Consider the following 14,785-nt stretch of genomic DNA (forward strand, 5'->3'; position numbering starts at 1 on the left):
GGAATCACGGTTAAGCCTTGATTGAAGCCAATCGAGGGAGAAGCCCCGATGTTCAGCAACCTGGACGTTTTCAGCACCGCCATGTCGATGGCCCGCCACGCGGGCCACAAGCAGGCCCTGTCGGCGCAGAATATCGCCAATGCGGATACGCCCGGTTACCGGGCGCGCGACCTGCCGGACTTCGCCACCACCGTGCAGAACCGCCTGATGGACCAGCGCGCCACGCGCGAGACGCACATGAACGGCAGCCGCGGCAGCCTCGTCGTGTCCGAGACGCGTCGCGAGGCGCAGGATCCCAACGGCAACACCGTGTCGCTCGAACTCGAGATGATCGAGGCGGTCGAGGCCAAGCGCCAGAACGACCGCGCCATGGCGATCTACCGCAACGCGATGACGCTTCTGCGCACCGCAGTTTCCCGCACCTGAAGGAGGCCGAGATGAGCGCCTTTTCCGATGCCCTCGGCGTGACCGCCAGCGCGCTGAAGGCGCAGGCCACGCGCCTGCGCATCGTCTCCGAGAACATCGCCAACGTCGACACGCCTGGCTACCGCCGCAAGACGGTGCCGTTCGAGCTGACGCGCACCAGTTCCGAGGTCACCGGCGTCGAGGCCGGCCGCGTCCGCCTGTCGGACGTGGCGCTCGAGCGGATCCACGACCCCGCGCATCCGATGGCCGACGCCACCGGCCACTACGAGGGGTCCAACGTCCAGATGATCATCGAGATCGCCGACGCCCGCGAGGCCCAGCGCAGCTACGAGGCCAACCTCAAGATGTTCGAACAGACCCGCCAGATGTCCAGCAGCCTGATGGAATTGCTGCGGCGCTGACCCCCACCCCATAGACCAAGGAGCCCAGAATGGACGTCCGATCGCTTTTCGCCGCGCAGAAATACGCGGCCTCCCGCCCCGCCATGGAGCCCGGCCAGGCCGACGCCAATCCCATCGCGCAAAGCTTCGAGCAGACGGCGAAGAACTTCGTCGACACCGTCCAGAAGGGCGAGGACACCGCGCGCGCCGCGATGACCGGCGCGGCCGACCCGCACGCGCTGGTCGAGGCGCTGGCGCAGTCGGAACTGGCGGTCGAGACCGTCGTCGCCGTGCGCAACAAGGTGGTCGAGGCCTACCAGGAAATCCTGCGGATGCCGGTCTAGGCCATGCTGACCGAGGCCATCTTCTTCGACACGCTGCGCAACGGGCTGTGGATCGCCACGGTCACGGCGCTGCCCATCCTGACGGCGGCGCTGGTCGCCGGCATCAGCGTGGGCCTCGTGCAGGCGCTCACCTCCATCCAGGAGATGACGCTGACCTTCGTGCCGAAGCTCCTGGCCATCGTCGGCGTCTACTGGCTGTCGATGAGCTTCATGACCGAAACCCTGGTCGATTTCTTCCAGAACCAGATCATCCCGATCATCGTCGGAGGCTGACATGGACAGCGCAGGCTACACCACCCTCACCCGCCAGTCGGGCCTGATGCGCGAGATGCGGATCATCGCCAACAACATCGCCAACGCCAACACGACCGGCTATCGCCAGCAGGGGATGATCTTCTCCGAGTTCATCCAGCGCGGCGACGGCGACACGTCGATCTCGATGGCCGCGGCCCGGGTGCGCGAGACCTCGTTCGCGCCCGGCGGCATGCAGCAGACCGGCAGCCAGTTCGACTTCGCCATCGAGGGCGAAGGCTTCTTCCTGATCGACACGCCGCAGGGCGAGCGTCTGACCCGCGCCGGCGCATTCTCGCCCAGCGCCGAGGGCACACTGGTCACGCCCGACGGCCACCCGGTGCTGGGCGCCGGCGGCGCGCCGATCTTCGTGCCGCCCGGCACCACCGACATGGCCGTGGCGCGCGACGGCACGATCAGCAGCGAGGGCCGCCCGATCGGCCAGATCGGCCTGGTGCAGCCGCTCGATCCCGGCGCGATGAAGCGCGAGGGCAGCGCGCTGTTCGTCGCCGACGCGGGTTTCGAGCCGGTGGAGAACCCGCGCATCCGGCAGGGCTTCGTCGAGGGCTCGAACGTGAACCCGATCGAGCAGATCAGCCGTATGATCGAGGTCCAGCGCAGCTACGAGATGGGCCAGAATTTCCTGCAGCGCGAAGACGACCGCGTCCGCGCAGCACTCAAAGCCTTCGTGAAATAAGGGGATACGGCAATGAAAGCCCTCCAGATCGCCGCCACCGGCATGGCCGCCCAGCAGATGCGGGTCGAGGTCATCTCGAACAACCTATCGAACATGTCGACCACCGGCTACAACGCCCGCCGGGCCGAGTTCGCCGACCTGCACTACCAGCAGGTCACGCGCGCCGGCACCGTGAACGCCAGCGACGGCACCATCCTGCCCACCGGCGTGCAGCTGGGCCTGGGCGTGCGCCCGTCCGCCGTCTCGGTCGAACTGGCGCAGGGCGCGCTGGCCGCCACCGGCGGCGATCTCGACGTGGCGATCGAGGGCGGCGGCTATCTCGAGGTGATGATGCCCGACGGCACGCCCGCCTATACCCGCGACGGCGGCCTCAAGCGCAACGCCGAAGGCGTGATCGTCACCTCGGACGGCCACCCCCTGGCGCCCGAGATCGTCATTCCCGAGGACGCGCGCAGCATCTCGATCAACCCCGACGGCGAGGTCTACGCCTACTTCAACGACGCCATCGAGGCGCAGCTTCTGGGCCAGTTCACCATGGCCGGCTTCACCAACCCCAAGGGGCTCGAGGCGATGGGGTCGAACCTGTTCGCCGAGACCGAGGCGTCGGGTCCCGCAATCCAGTCGACCGCGGGCGAGGACGGGCTGGGCACGCTGCGCCAGGGCTTCCTCGAGCAGAGCTCGGTCGACGCGGTCAAGCAGATCACCGACCTGATCTCGGCCCAGCGCGGCTACGAGCTGAACTCGAAGGTTATCTCGGCCGCCGACCAGATGATGGGCGCCACGGCGCAGGTGCGCTGATGACCTTCGCGGCCCTCCCTGCCCGGCTGGCGATCGTCGCGACGCTGCTGGCGGCGTCGGCCGCCACGGCCGAGACCGTGATCGCCACGCGCACGATCCGTCCGCAGCAGGTGCTGACCGAGGCGGACGTCAAGCTGGACCCGGCGACCATCTCGGGCGCGCACGACAAGATCGACGACGTGATCGGCCAGGAGGCGCGCGTCGCGATCTATCCCGGCCGCGCGGTGATGCGCGGCACGCTGGGCCGCCCGGCGCTAGTCGACCGCAACCAGGTGGTCGAGCTGGTCTTCGACAAGGGCGGCCTCGTCATCACCACCGAGGGCCGCGCGCTGGCCCGCGGCGGCGTGGGCGAACGCATCCGCGTGATGAACCTGTCGTCGCGCACAACCCTGTTCGGCACCGTCGCGCCGAACGGCTCCGTCATCGTATCGCAATGAGGGTCGCCATGCTGCGCTTCGTCGCCTGCCTGCTGCTTCTGTCCGGCATCGCAAGCCTGTCCGGCTGCGCCCGCGTCGACCATATCGGCCGCGCGCCCGAGTTCAGCCCGCCGATCGCCAGCCCCGAGCGGGTGGCGATGATCGCCGGCGGCGTGCCCGACGCGGTCGGGCCGCAGCGCCGGACCGAGGCCGCGTCGCTGTGGTCCGCCGGCCAGCGCTCGCTGCTGGGCGACCGCCGCGCCATGAAGCGCGGCGACATCCTGACAGTCGTCATCGAGATCGACGAGGAGGCCGAGATCAACAATCGCAGCGAGCGCACGCGCACGGGATCCGAGGCGCTCGGCATCGCGGACCTGTTCGGCATCCCCGAGCGCGTCAACGAGAACATCTCCGACGGCGCCAGCCTCGACACCGCGGTCGGCATCACCAGCGACAGCCGCTCGCGCGGCGACGGCTCGGTCCGCCGCAGCGAGGAGTTGACCCTGCGCGTCGCGGCCACCGTGACCGACGTGCTGCCCAACGGCGTGCTGGCGATCCAGGGCGCGCAGGAGGTCCGCGTGAACTTCGAGATGCGCGAACTGCTGGTGTCAGGTTACGTCCGCCCCGAAGACATCTCGCGCCGCAACGAGATCACCTACGACAAGATCGCCAACGCCCGCATCTCGTACGGCGGCCGCGGCCAGATCAGCGACGTGCAGCAACCCCGGATCGGCCAGCAGGTGCTGGACGCGGTCCTTCCCTTCTGAGGCACGCATCATGGTCAAACTGCTTCCACTCATCCTGCTGATCGGCGGCATCGGCGCCGGCGTGGGCGCGGGCCTGGCCTTCGCCCCCTCGGGCGACGCCGAAACGCCCGAGCACGCCGCCGGCGACGAACACGGTGAGGCGCCGGCCGCCGAGACCGCGATCGATTGCGGGCCGCAGGGCACAAAGGTGGCGGGCGGCGCATCGGACATGCCGCCCGAGGGCCGGGAATACGCCAAGATGAGCAACCAGTTCGTGATCCCGGTGATCTCGAACGACAAGGTGACCTCTCTGGTCGTCGCGTCGCTGTCGCTCGAGGTCGGCACCGGTGTCTCCGAGACGGTGTTCGCGCGCGAGCCGAAGCTGCGCGACGCCTTCCTGCGCGTGTTCCTCGACCATGCCAGCATCGGCGGCTTCGACGGCAACTTCACCGCCGCCACGCGGCTGGCCTCGCTGCGCACCGCGCTTCTCGAGTCGACCCGCCCGGTCATGGGCAACCAGGTCAGCGACGTGCTGATCACGGAACTGGCCCGCCAGGACAGCTAGGCCCAGCGGGGCCGAACGCCCGCCGGATGCCCGCTCACGCATCCGTGCCGTGACGAGATCGTCGAAATCGGCCTTTGGCCGATGACATGCCCGTCGCATCAGTTTATAACGATTCTAGGAAGCGCCACCCGCCCCCTGAAAAGGGGCGCGGGTGACGCTCTTTACCGCACGCGATGCGATACGTGACAGAGAGGAAGACTTCGACATGGACGGCGAGAGCAAATGCCCGGTCATGCACGGCAGCCCCGTGCACGCCACCTTCGGACTGCGCACCAACAAGGAGTGGTGGCCGAACCAGCTCAACCTCAAGATCCTGCACCAGCACAGCCCGCTCGGCGATCCGATGCGCGGCGAGTTCGACTATGCCAAGGCCTTCAAGGGCCTCGACTTCAAGGCGCTGAAGGCCGACCTGCACGCGCTGATGACCGACAGCAAGCCCTGGTGGCCCGCCGATTACGGTCACTACGGCCCGTTCTTCATCCGCATGGCCTGGCACGCCGCCGGCACCTACCGCAGCGGTGACGGCCGCGGCGGCTCGTCCTCGGGCTCGCAGCGCTTCGCGCCGCTGAACTCGTGGCCGGACAACGCCAACCTCGACAAGGCGCGCCGTCTGCTGTGGCCGATCAAGCAGAAGTACGGCAACGCGATCTCGTGGGCCGACCTGTTCATCCTGACCGGCAACGTCGCGCTGGAATCCATGGGCTTCAAGACCTTCGGCTTCGGCGGCGGACGCAAGGACATCTGGGAACCCGAGGAAGACGTCTACTGGGGTTCCGAAGAGGAATGGCTGGCCACGTCCGACAAGCCCGGCAGCCGCTACTCCGAGGGCCGCGCGCTCGAGAACCCGCTGGCGGCCGTGCAGATGGGCCTGATCTACGTCAACCCCGAAGGCCCCGACGGCAAGCCCGATCCGGCTGCCGCCGCGCACGACATCCGCGAGACCTTCGGCCGGATGGCGATGAACGACGAGGAAACCGTCGCGCTGATCGCGGGCGGCCACACCTTCGGCAAGTGCCACGGCGCGGGTGACGCGACACTGGTCGGCTCCGAGCCCGAGGGCGCGGACATCGCCGAGCAAGGCCTGGGCTGGACCTCGAAGCACGAATCCGGCTTCGGCGTGCACACCATCACCTCGGGCCTCGAGGGCGCGTGGACGCCGAACCCGATCCAGTGGGACAACGGCTATTTCGACATGCTGTTCGGCTACGAGTGGGACCTGGTGAAATCCCCCGCCGGCGCCTGGCAGTGGGAGCCGCGCGACGTCCGCGACGAGGACATGGCCCCGCACGTGGACGGCTCGGGCAAGGTCAAGACGATGATGGCCACCACCGATATCGCCATGCGCGTCGATCCCGCCTACGAGAAGATCTCGCGCCGGTTCCACGAGAACCCGGCCGAGCTGGCCGACGCCTTCGCCCGCGCGTGGTTCAAGCTGACCCACCGCGACATGGGCCCCAAGGTCCGCTACCTGGGCGAGGAAGTCCCCCAGGAAGACCTGATGTGGCAGGACCCGCTGCCGCCGGTCGACCACCCGCTGGTGGACGATGCCGACGTGTCCGCGCTCAAGGCGCAGCTGCTCGACAGCGGTCTGTCGGTGGCCGAGCTGGTCTACACCGCGTGGTCCTCGGCCTCGAGCTACCGCGATTCGGACAAGCGCGGCGGCGCCAACGGCGCGCGCATCCGCCTTGCGCCGATGAAGGACTGGGAAGCGAACCAGCCGGGTCAGCTGACCCGCGTTCTGGGCGTGCTCGAGGGCATCAAGGCCGATTTCGACGGCAAGGCGCAGGGCGGCAAGAAGATCTCGCTGGCCGACCTGATCGTGCTGGGCGGCGTCGCCGCGGTCGAGAAGGCTGCCAAGGACGCCGGTCATGACGTGGCCGTGCCCTTCACGCCGGGCCGCACCGATGCCAGCCAGGAATGGACCGACGCCGAAAGCTTCGAGCCGCTGGAACCGGGGGCCGACGGCTTCCGCAACTACCTGCGGACCGAGTTCACCGTCCCGGCCGAGCAGCTGCTGCTCGACCGCGCGCAGCTTCTGACGCTGAGCGCGCCGGAAATGACGGTGCTGGTGGGCGGCATGCGCGCGCTGGGGGCCAACTACGGCAACACCAGCCACGGCATCTTCACCGACCGTCCCGGCCAGCTGACGAACGACTTCTTCGTCAAGCTGCTGGACATGGACACCGTGTGGGAGGCGACCGACGACAGCGCGCAGGTGTTCCAGGGCAAGGACCGCACCACCGGCGAGGCCAAGTGGACCGCGTCGCGCGTCGACCTGGTGTTCGGCTCGAACTCGCAGCTGCGCGCCCTGTCCGAGGCCTACGCCCAGGACGACCACCGCGAGAAGTTCGTGCAGGACTTCGTCGCCGCGTGGACCAAGGTGATGAACGCCGACCGCTTCGACCTGCAGGCGTAAGGCGCGCACACGACCATCGAGGCGGCGTCCGGAGCGATCCGGGCGCCGCTTTTCGTTCGCGCACGTGACAATCCCGCCGCGACCTGCTTCCTTCCGCCCATGACCTCGCTCACCGCACCCGGAACCGGCCCGTGATCCCGCTCGACGACCGCGACGTGGCGATCCTCGCCACCCTGACGGCCGAGGGGCGCATCTCCAAGGCGGCCCTGGCCGAGCGTGTCGGCCTGTCGCCCACGCCCTGCTGGAACCGCCTCAAGCGGCTGGAATCCCTCGGGCTGATCCGCGGCTACCACGCCGATGTCGACCTGCGGAAACTGGGGCCCCACGTCACCGTCTTCGTCGCCGCCGAGCTGCGCGACCACACGTCCGAGACCTTCCGCGCCTTCGAGGCCGCCGTGCGCACCTACGACGAGGTCACCGCCTGCTGGGCGCTGGGGGGCGGCTTCGACTACTTCCTGCAGATCGTCACCCGCGACATCGACGCCTACCAGCGGCTGGTCGACGACATGCTCGACGCGCGCATAGGCCTCGCGCGCTACTACACCTACATCGTCACCAAGTCGGTCAAGCCGCAATCCGCCCCGCCCTTCGACCTGCTGCGCGGCTAGAGACGATTCCTCTCCGCCACCGCGCCCGCATGGACCGGATCGCGCCGCGCACCCGCCCAGAAAAGACCCGATCGCCTGCCCGTCCGCGCCATCCTGTCCCCGACCAGACAGGAGATTCGACGATGAAGGACAGCGTTCTTTCGGCCGACCGCACCATCGAGGACAAGCGCCTGGTGCGGCCCTTTTCCTATATCGGCGGCAAGTGGACCGCCGGCGAGACCAACGACACGATCCCCGTGACCGACCCGGCCACCGGCGACACCGTGGGCGAGATCGCGCGCCTGACGGGCGACGATTCGCGCCGCGCCGTCGATGCCGCGCACGAGGCCTTCGCCACGTGGTCGCAGACCCTGCCGCAGGACCGCGCCGCGATCCTGCGCCGCTGGCACGACCTGATGATCGAGCACCGCGAGGATCTCGCCCGCATCATGGTCTCGGAACAGGGCAAGCCGCTTTCCGAGGCGCGGGGAGAGATCGACTACGCCGCCGCCTTCGTCGAGTTCTACTCCGAGGAAACCCGCCGCCCCAACATCGAGGGCGTGACGTCGCACCTGCCCGACGCCGAGGTCGAGCTGTGGCGCGAGCCGCTGGGCGTCGCGGCGCTGGTGACCCCGTGGAACTTCCCCGCCGCGATGCTGACCCGCAAGGCCGCCGCCGCCATCGCCGCCGGCTGCACCGTGGTCGCGCATCCGTCGATGGAGACGCCGTTCTCGGCCACCGCGCTGGCCGAGCTGGCCGAGCGCGCCGGCATGCCGCCGGGCGTGTTCAACGTGGTCACCGGCAAGGCCCCCGAGATCGTCGAGCCCTGGACCCAGGACCACCGCGTGCGCGCGCTGTCCTTCACCGGCTCGACCGAGATCGGCCGGCAGCTCTACGGCCAGTGCGCCGGCACGATCAAGCGGCTGGTGATGGAGCTGGGCGGCCACGCCCCGGTCATCGTCTTCGCCGACAGCGACCTCGACCAAGCGGTGGCCGAGACGATCAAGGCCAAGTTCGCCACCACCGGGCAGGATTGTCTGGGCGCCAACCGCATCTTCGTAGAGCGCAGCATCTACGACGCCTTCTGCGAGAAGTTCACGCAGGCCACGCGCGCGCTGACCATCGGCGCCGGGATCGACGATTGCGACCTCGGCCCGCTGATGAACGAGAACGCCGTGAAAAAGCAGGAGGCGCACGTCGCCGACGCGCTGAAGAAGGGCGCGAAGCTGCTCACCGGGGGCGAACGGCTCGACCTCGGGCCGCTGTTCTACGCGCCCACGGTCATCGCCGACGTCCCCGAGGACGCCGCCATCCTGCACGAGGAGACCTTCGGCCCCGTCGCCCCCATCGTGCCGTTCGAGACCGAGGACGAGGTGACCCGCCGGGCCAACGCGACCGAATACGGCCTCGTCGCCTACGTGCACACGATGGACCCGCGCCGGATCTACCGCATGACCCGCGCGCTGCAGTTCGGCATGGTCGCGGTCAACCGCACCAAGGTGACCGGCGCGCCGATCCCCTTCGGCGGCATGAAGCAGTCGGGGCTGGGCCGCGAAGGCGCCCGCCAGGGCCTCGAGGAGTTCACCGACATCAAGTACGTCTGCCGCGACTGGGCCTGACGCGCGCACCCCGCTGCCGGTCCGCGCGGCCGGCGGCGGGGCCATGAGTATTTCCGCCAAGATCAAACCAGGGCCGCGCGCCCGGAAAGGAACGACGATGCTTCGCAACGACATGCTGGAACAGTGGGACCGCGAGAACTTCTTCCACCCCTCGACCCACCTGGCGGAATTCGCCCGCGGCAACGCGCCCCAGCGGGTGATCCAGACCGGCAAGGGCAGCCACATCACCGACCGCGACGGCAACACGATGCTCGACGCCTTCGCCGGCCTCTACTGCGTGAACGTCGGCTACGGCCGCCCCGAGATCGCCGAGGCGATCGCCGAGCAGGCCAAGGAGCTGGCCTATTACCACGCCTATGTCGGCCACGGCACCGAGGCGGCGATCACCCTGTCGAAGATGATCCTCGACCGCGCGCCCGACCACATGTCGAAGGTCTATTTCGGGCTGTCCGGCTCGGACGCGAACGAGACCAACGTCAAGCTCGTCTGGTACTACAACAACATCCTCGGCCGCCCCGAGAAGAAGAAGATCATCTCGCGCTGGCGCGGCTATCACGGCTCGGGGCTGGTGACCGGCTCGCTCACGGGGCTCGAGCTCTTCCACAAGAAGTTCGACCTGCCGCTGGCGCAGGTGATCCACACCGAGGCGCCCTATTACTTCCGCCGCCCCGACCCGGCGATGGACGAGGCGGGCTTCGTCGCCTACTGCGTCGCCCAGCTCGAATCGCTGATCGAGCGCGAGGGCGCCGACACCATCGCCGCCTTCATCGGCGAGCCGATCCTAGGCACCGGCGGCATCGTGCCCCCGCCCGCCGGCTACTGGGAGGCGATCCAGGCCGTGCTGCGCAAGCACGACATCCTGCTGATCGCCGACGAGGTCGTCACCGGCTTCGGCCGCCTGGGCAGCATGTTCGGCTCCGACCATTACGGGCTGAAGCCCGACCTGATGACCATCGCCAAGGGGCTGACCAGCGCCTATGCGCCGCTGTCGGGCTCGATCGTGGGCGACGCGATGTGGAAGGTGCTCGAGCAGGGCACCGACGAGAACGGACCCATCGGCCACGGCTGGACCTACTCGGCCCACCCGATCGGCGCGGCGGCCGGCGTGGCGAACCTCAAGCTGCTGGACGACCTGAACCTGATCGAGAACGCCGGCAGCGTCGGCGCGTATCTCAACGCCGCGATCGCCGACGCGCTGGCCGCCCACCCGCATGTGGGCGAGGTCCGCGGCGAGGGGCTGCTGATGGCGGTCGAGTTCGTCAAGGACCGCGACAGCCGGACCTTCTTCGATCCGTCCGAGAAGGTCGGCGCGCGCGTTGCCGCGGCCCTGCTCGAGCACGGCGTGATCGCGCGGGCCATGCCGCAGGGCGACATCCTGGGCTTCGCGCCGCCGTTCTGCCTGACGCGGGCCGAGGCCGACGAGATCGTGCAGAAGACGCACGCGGCGGTGGGCTCGGTTCTCGGCTAAAGGCCGGTTCCGCGACACGAAAAAGGGCGGCAGTCTCGCGACTGCCGCCCTTCGTTTTGGGCGCGGGGTTCGTCCGGCGCGGGCTGCTCGACGGACGCGATTCCTAACGAGAGATGAATCCGCCTCTGCAAGCCATTGATTTTCTTACGGCGCCTGCGTGTCCCATCGTGGGACACGCAGGTCGGCTCATCACGGGCGGGCCGCCGAAACGTCCTCGGCCGTCGCCTCGCCGAACTCGCCGTCCACGAAGTCGTTGCCGAAATGGGACCGGACGTAGTTCACCACGTCCGCGACCTGCTGGTCGTCCAGCAGGCTGCCGAAGGGCGGCATCCCCGCCTGCCCGTTGACCACGATGTAGATCGGGTAGCCCGGCGCCTCGAGCCGCTCGTTGTCCGCCAGCGCGGGGTACTTTCCCGCGCCGATCGCGCCCTGCCCCTCGGGCATGTGGCAGCCGGCGCAGACCGCGTTGTAGACGGCCTCGCCGCCCTCGTGCGGGATATCGCCGTCGCCGCGGAAGTTCTCGAACTCCTCCGCGGTCGGATCGAAGGTGCGGAATTCCGAGGCGGGCTCGCCCGCGGGACTCTCGACGGGCGGCTGTTCCTGCTGGGCCGCGGCGATGCCCGCGACCAGCAGCGCGAACGGCAGGATCGTCGTCTTGATCGGGTTCATGTGCGGTCTCCTCAAGGCTGCTGCGTGGCGCGTGCGTGAAGCTGCTGGATGGCGTCGAGCGCCGACAGGATCGCGCCCTCCTGCCAGGCGGGCAGGTAGGACAGGTGCTCGCCGGCCAGCGCGATCCGCTCGCCCTCGCCCAGGCGCACCGTTTCCTCGTAGTCTCGTTCCTTGTCCTGCCAGATGCCGTAGCATCCCAGCACCCACGGCACCTTGTGCCATGGCACGCTGACGCCGGTCTTGAATTCCTCGGTGTATTGCGGGTGGATGCGCGAGCCGTACTCGACCACCCACTTGGTCCGCTCGTCGGGCTGCATGGCGTTGAACTGGTAGGCCGAGGCGCCCCAGCTGTAGGCGCCCAGCAGCACGCCGCCACCCTGGCTCAGGTAGTCGCTCGACGGGTAGCTGATCAGCGCGATCGGCAGGTCGGTGTAGGTGATCCCGCCGTAGATGTGCTCGTCCTCCTCCCAGAAGCGGCGGCGGAACTCGAGCCCGGCCTTGAAGCCGCCGGCGTAGTACATCGTGCTGATCGCCTGCGCCTTGGTGCCGCTGAAGTTGTGCTCGATCTGGTTCAGGATCGAGAACGGGATCGTGCAGACGCACCAGTCGGCGCTCACCTCGGTCACTTCGCCGGGCTGCTGCGCGTCGACATAGCCGGCGGTCACGCCGGTCTCGTCCTGCTGCAGCGACACGACCTTGGCGTTGTAGGTGATGAGGTCACCCACCTCGCGCTCGAACGCCTGCGCGATCATGTCCATGCCGCCCACCGGCTGAAAGATCGCCTGCTGGTGGTGGACCGTTTCTGCGTCCGGCAGCCAGCGCCACAGCTGCGAGTCCAGCAACGTCTCGAGGTCGATCGGCTCGGACGACACGCCCTCGGCGTCGCGCCCGCCGCCGGGCCAGCGTTCGTAGCCGCGGTATTCGCTGACATGCTCGCTTTGGACATACTCGTTGTCGCCGTTGAGCGCGCCGTAGTCGCGCAGCGCCTCGACGAGCAGCGCGCGGTCTTCCTCGGTCACCTCCTCGTCGAGGGCACCGCTGTTGGTGGCCTTGGCCAGCAGTTCGGCGACGTGGCCGCGGAAGTCCGACGCCACCTCGCGGTAGCGCTTGGGCTCGCCGCCGAAGGCGTCGCTGCGGTGCAGGTAGGCGTTGTGGTTCTCCTGGATGAACGGCTGAAGCTCGACGCCGAGGCGCCGGCAATAGTCGAGGATGGCGTAGTGGTTGTAGGGAATGCGCCACGGGCCAGGATTAAAGTAGTTCCCGTCCTCGAAGTCCACGTTCTGCGTCGCGCCGCCCAGTTCGGTATAGGTGTCGCCGCCGCGCAGCGTCCAACAGCGCCCGCCGGCCTTCTCGCGGTATTCCAGGATCTCGACTTCGTAGCCCGCGGCACGCAGCTCCAACGCCGCGGTCATGCCGGCCAGACCGGCTCCGAGGACCAGCACCCGCTGCCCGCCCGGATCGCCGGTCAGTTCCACCGGTCCGGTGTAGGACGATTCCTGCGCGAAGCCGAGACTGGCCATCGCGCTGTACATGGCCCCGGTCCCGGCGGTCACCCCGATCGTCGTGAGGACCTCACGTCGTGTCATGGTCATGCCGTCTCCTCCTCCTGTGCTGGCGGGGACCGGTCGTGCACGAACATGTGAACCGGACCCTATTTGCCAACCCGGCGAGGAAGACCCGGTTCCAGCGTCACGCGCGCCGTGGCGACCGGAACAGCAGCGCCCCGCCGCGGGTTGTCCCGCAAAACCGGATAGTGCGGGAGATCACCATGAGACCGACCACCCTGACCCTGATGCTGCTGGCCACCGGAGCGGCCTTCTGCCTGGGCGCGGCCGCGGGCCGTCGCGACGGCCCGCGGCCCGCGAACGACGGAAAGCCCATCCGCGACGCCGGCCCGAAGGAAATGCGCGACCCGCCCCGCACCTGGGATCGCGTGGACGAATTCGTCGACGAGAGCTTCCCCGCCAGCGATCCGCCCGCGACGTACTGAGATGCAGCTTGCGGCCCCGGGAAGGCCGCACTGTCGTTGTATCGAGGAAGTCAGTGGTGAGCCGTGCAGGATTCGAACCTGCGACCCACTGATTAAAAGTCGGTGGGTCGACAAACTTGCGCCGAATTCTTGATTATTCCAGACACTTCCAGTATCATCCAACAGGCGCTGATTGCCTGAAACTCTCGTTTAATATCAGTATGTTCCATCGCTCCTTATGACCTGCCAATTGGGTCTAACGAGTTCCGAGGAAAGCCGGACCCTTTTGTCCCCCGTGAGTCCCCCAAGGACATGGCCTCGGAAAGAACCTGATTCTGAGGAGCGACCTAGATGACTGAGAAGAAGAGCCTGACCGAAACCATTGTCCGCAACCTGACGGCGCCTGAGGGAAAGCGTCTGGAGGTGCCCGATGCCGGCTGCCCCGGACTCAAGCTGCGCGTGTACCCGACTGGTCGGAAGGCTTGGCTTTATGAGAAGCGGGTGAGAGGAGGACCGAAGCGCAAGCACAGTTTGGGAACGTACCCCCTCGTCTCACTGAAGATGGCACGCGCGGCTGCACAGGAGATTGCGGTCGAGGCGAATGCCGGCGTTGACCGGGTGGCACTAAATGCGGAGGCAAAGCGGACTGCCGAGGAACGTGAGAAAGCAACCGCGTCGGTGGGCCGCGCCATCGAGCATTATCACGAGTTGCATCTCGTGAACCTGCGCTCAGGCAGTGAACGCAGAAGAGTTCTAGCGCAAGCTCTGAAAACCTATCTCGACAAGCCGGTCACGGCATTGAGCCGGCCAATCCTACAGAAAGCGATAGACGAAAAAGCTGCTGGCGGCGCGAAGATCCAAGCCAACAGGATCAAAGCCGCGCTGAGCCACTTCGCTAAGTTCTTGTGGGAGCGCGGCTACCTCTCCGAGCACATCGGAGCGAACCTGTCCAAGGCGGTTAAGGAGCACGCGAGGGATCGCGTGCCGAGTATTGCCGAGGTTCGCGCCATCTATTCGGCGACCTTCGATATGGGGGATTTGTGGGGGCCGCTCTTCAGGCTCATTATCCTGACCGGTCAACGCCGAAGCGAAATCGCGGAACTCAGGTGGCGCGACGTGAACATGGCCGACCAGTGCCTGATCTATGGTGGTTCCGCAGTGAAGAACCGCCAGCCTCACATCGTTCATCTATCCGCTCCGGCCCGAGCCGAAGTCGAGGCTTTGCAAAATGGACAAGGCGGGGACGACTTTCTTTTCACAACGACGGGAACCACGCCCGTGTCGGGCATGTCAAAAGCCAAGAAGCGCCTCGATGCTTTCTTAGGCGCGGACTTCGAGCGTTGGCGTTTGCATGATCTTCGGACCGGGTTCGCGACTGCCATGGTCGACGCTGG

General features: G+C 67.7%; 17 protein-coding genes. 15 read left to right on the plus strand and 2 right to left on the minus strand.

Translation table 11 applies throughout. From position 1 onward, the window contains the following. The first annotated feature begins 48 nt into the window (after nt 1–48). From ACFDTC_RS09315 to ACFDTC_RS09375, 13 genes are all read left to right on the plus strand, one after another. A complete protein-coding gene (locus ACFDTC_RS09315; RefSeq protein ID WP_375258602.1) occupies nt 49–426 on the plus strand; it encodes a FlgB family protein in 378 nt (125 codons plus the stop codon). An 11-nt stretch (nt 427–437) separates the two neighbouring features. Then, a complete protein-coding gene (gene flgC, locus ACFDTC_RS09320; RefSeq protein WP_375258603.1) occupies nt 438–827 on the plus strand; it encodes a flagellar basal body rod protein FlgC in 390 nt (129 codons plus the stop codon). Nucleotides 828–856: 29 nt separating this feature from the next. Next, on the plus strand, nt 857–1,150 hold the full coding sequence (gene fliE / locus ACFDTC_RS09325; protein ID WP_375258604.1) for a flagellar hook-basal body complex protein FliE: 294 nt from the start codon (nt 857–859) through the stop codon (nt 1,148–1,150). A gap of 3 nt (nt 1,151–1,153) precedes the next feature. Then, on the plus strand, nt 1,154–1,423 hold the full coding sequence (locus tag ACFDTC_RS09330; protein WP_375258605.1) for a flagellar biosynthetic protein FliQ: 270 nt from the start codon (nt 1,154–1,156) through the stop codon (nt 1,421–1,423). A gap of 1 nt (nt 1,424) precedes the next feature. After that, complete coding sequence (locus ACFDTC_RS09335) at nt 1,425–2,138, plus strand: flagellar hook-basal body complex protein (protein WP_375258606.1); 714 nt, start codon at nt 1,425–1,427, stop codon at nt 2,136–2,138. A gap of 12 nt (nt 2,139–2,150) precedes the next feature. Further along, nucleotides 2,151–2,936 carry a flagellar basal-body rod protein FlgG gene (gene flgG, locus ACFDTC_RS09340; RefSeq protein WP_375258607.1) on the plus strand — a complete coding sequence of 262 codons (786 nt, stop codon included), beginning with the start codon at nt 2,151–2,153 and terminating at the stop codon, nt 2,934–2,936. After that, nucleotides 2,936–3,373 (plus strand): flagellar basal body P-ring formation chaperone FlgA, encoded by a 438-nt coding sequence (gene flgA, locus ACFDTC_RS09345; protein WP_375258608.1) that lies wholly within the window; start codon nt 2,936–2,938, stop codon nt 3,371–3,373. Before flgG ends, flgA begins: the two co-directional genes overlap by 1 nt. Nucleotides 3,374–3,381: 8 nt before the next feature. Continuing rightward, nucleotides 3,382–4,119, plus strand: coding sequence for a flagellar basal body L-ring protein FlgH (flgH, locus tag ACFDTC_RS09350; RefSeq protein ID WP_375258609.1), 738 nt, complete (start codon nt 3,382–3,384; stop codon nt 4,117–4,119). Between the two features lie 10 nt (nt 4,120–4,129). After that, a complete protein-coding gene (locus ACFDTC_RS09355) occupies nt 4,130–4,663 on the plus strand; it encodes a flagellar basal body-associated FliL family protein (protein WP_375258610.1) in 534 nt (177 codons plus the stop codon). 205 nt (nt 4,664–4,868) lie between these two features. Further along, nucleotides 4,869–7,079: a catalase/peroxidase HPI gene (gene katG / locus ACFDTC_RS09360; RefSeq protein ID WP_375258611.1), complete on the plus strand. Its 2,211-nt coding sequence runs from the start codon at nt 4,869–4,871 to the stop codon at nt 7,077–7,079. Between the two features lie 134 nt (nt 7,080–7,213). After that, nucleotides 7,214–7,687: an Lrp/AsnC family transcriptional regulator gene (locus ACFDTC_RS09365; protein ID WP_375258618.1), complete on the plus strand. Its 474-nt coding sequence runs from the start codon at nt 7,214–7,216 to the stop codon at nt 7,685–7,687. Nucleotides 7,688–7,809: 122 nt separating this feature from the next. Continuing rightward, nucleotides 7,810–9,285, plus strand: coding sequence for an NAD-dependent succinate-semialdehyde dehydrogenase (locus tag ACFDTC_RS09370; RefSeq protein WP_375258612.1), 1,476 nt, complete (start codon nt 7,810–7,812; stop codon nt 9,283–9,285). A gap of 97 nt (nt 9,286–9,382) precedes the next feature. Beyond that, nucleotides 9,383–10,753 carry an aspartate aminotransferase family protein gene (locus tag ACFDTC_RS09375; RefSeq protein ID WP_375258613.1) on the plus strand — a complete coding sequence of 457 codons (1,371 nt, stop codon included), beginning with the start codon at nt 9,383–9,385 and terminating at the stop codon, nt 10,751–10,753. Nucleotides 10,754–10,942: 189 nt separating this feature from the next. Here ACFDTC_RS09375 and ACFDTC_RS09380 read toward each other — a convergent pair whose 3' ends face one another. Together ACFDTC_RS09380 and ACFDTC_RS09385 are read right to left on the minus strand one after the other, a co-directional pair. Further along, a complete protein-coding gene (locus ACFDTC_RS09380) occupies nt 10,943–11,422 on the minus strand; it encodes a c-type cytochrome (protein ID WP_375258614.1) in 480 nt (159 codons plus the stop codon). Nucleotides 11,423–11,433: 11 nt separating this feature from the next. Next, complete coding sequence (locus tag ACFDTC_RS09385; protein WP_375258615.1) at nt 11,434–13,014, minus strand: flavin monoamine oxidase family protein; 1,581 nt, start codon at nt 13,012–13,014, stop codon at nt 11,434–11,436. 176 nt (nt 13,015–13,190) lie between these two features. Between ACFDTC_RS09385 and ACFDTC_RS09390 the strand changes: the two genes are divergently transcribed. Both ACFDTC_RS09390 and ACFDTC_RS09395 read left to right on the plus strand, forming a co-directional pair. Then, the gene (locus ACFDTC_RS09390) at nt 13,191–13,412 is read left to right on the plus strand and encodes a hypothetical protein (RefSeq protein WP_375258616.1); all 222 of its coding nucleotides are present in this window, start codon (nt 13,191–13,193) and stop codon (nt 13,410–13,412) included. 330 nt (nt 13,413–13,742) lie between these two features. Beyond that, a partial coding sequence (locus ACFDTC_RS09395; RefSeq protein WP_375258617.1) for a tyrosine-type recombinase/integrase occupies nt 13,743–14,785 on the plus strand: 1,043 nt, incomplete at its 3' end.

The organism is Citreimonas sp., assembly GCF_042096055.1.
GTDB lineage: Bacteria > Pseudomonadota > Alphaproteobacteria > Rhodobacterales > Rhodobacteraceae > Citreimonas.

What these genes read in the sequence shown, in the direction of transcription:
- ACFDTC_RS09330 (WP_375258605.1), top strand. Translation starts at nt 1,154, where the DNA reads ATGCTGACCGAGGCCATCTTCTTCGACACGCTGCGCAACGGGCTGTGG.
- ACFDTC_RS09315 (WP_375258602.1), top strand. Translation starts at nt 49, where the DNA reads ATGTTCAGCAACCTGGACGTTTTCAGCACCGCCATGTCGATGGCCCGC.
- ACFDTC_RS09370 (WP_375258612.1), top strand. Translation starts at nt 7,810, where the DNA reads ATGAAGGACAGCGTTCTTTCGGCCGACCGCACCATCGAGGACAAGCGC.
- ACFDTC_RS09335 (WP_375258606.1), top strand. Translation starts at nt 1,425, where the DNA reads ATGGACAGCGCAGGCTACACCACCCTCACCCGCCAGTCGGGCCTGATG.
- flgA (WP_375258608.1), top strand. Translation starts at nt 2,936, where the DNA reads ATGACCTTCGCGGCCCTCCCTGCCCGGCTGGCGATCGTCGCGACGCTG.
- ACFDTC_RS09380 (WP_375258614.1), bottom strand. Translation starts at nt 11,422, where the DNA reads ATGAACCCGATCAAGACGACGATCCTGCCGTTCGCGCTGCTGGTCGCG.
- flgC (WP_375258603.1), top strand. Translation starts at nt 438, where the DNA reads ATGAGCGCCTTTTCCGATGCCCTCGGCGTGACCGCCAGCGCGCTGAAG.
- flgG (WP_375258607.1), top strand. Translation starts at nt 2,151, where the DNA reads ATGAAAGCCCTCCAGATCGCCGCCACCGGCATGGCCGCCCAGCAGATG.
- fliE (WP_375258604.1), top strand. Translation starts at nt 857, where the DNA reads ATGGACGTCCGATCGCTTTTCGCCGCGCAGAAATACGCGGCCTCCCGC.
- katG (WP_375258611.1), top strand. Translation starts at nt 4,869, where the DNA reads ATGGACGGCGAGAGCAAATGCCCGGTCATGCACGGCAGCCCCGTGCAC.
- flgH (WP_375258609.1), top strand. Translation starts at nt 3,382, where the DNA reads ATGCTGCGCTTCGTCGCCTGCCTGCTGCTTCTGTCCGGCATCGCAAGC.
- ACFDTC_RS09390 (WP_375258616.1), top strand. Translation starts at nt 13,191, where the DNA reads ATGAGACCGACCACCCTGACCCTGATGCTGCTGGCCACCGGAGCGGCC.
- ACFDTC_RS09375 (WP_375258613.1), top strand. Translation starts at nt 9,383, where the DNA reads ATGCTTCGCAACGACATGCTGGAACAGTGGGACCGCGAGAACTTCTTC.
- ACFDTC_RS09355 (WP_375258610.1), top strand. Translation starts at nt 4,130, where the DNA reads ATGGTCAAACTGCTTCCACTCATCCTGCTGATCGGCGGCATCGGCGCC.
- ACFDTC_RS09385 (WP_375258615.1), bottom strand. Translation starts at nt 13,014, where the DNA reads ATGACCATGACACGACGTGAGGTCCTCACGACGATCGGGGTGACCGCC.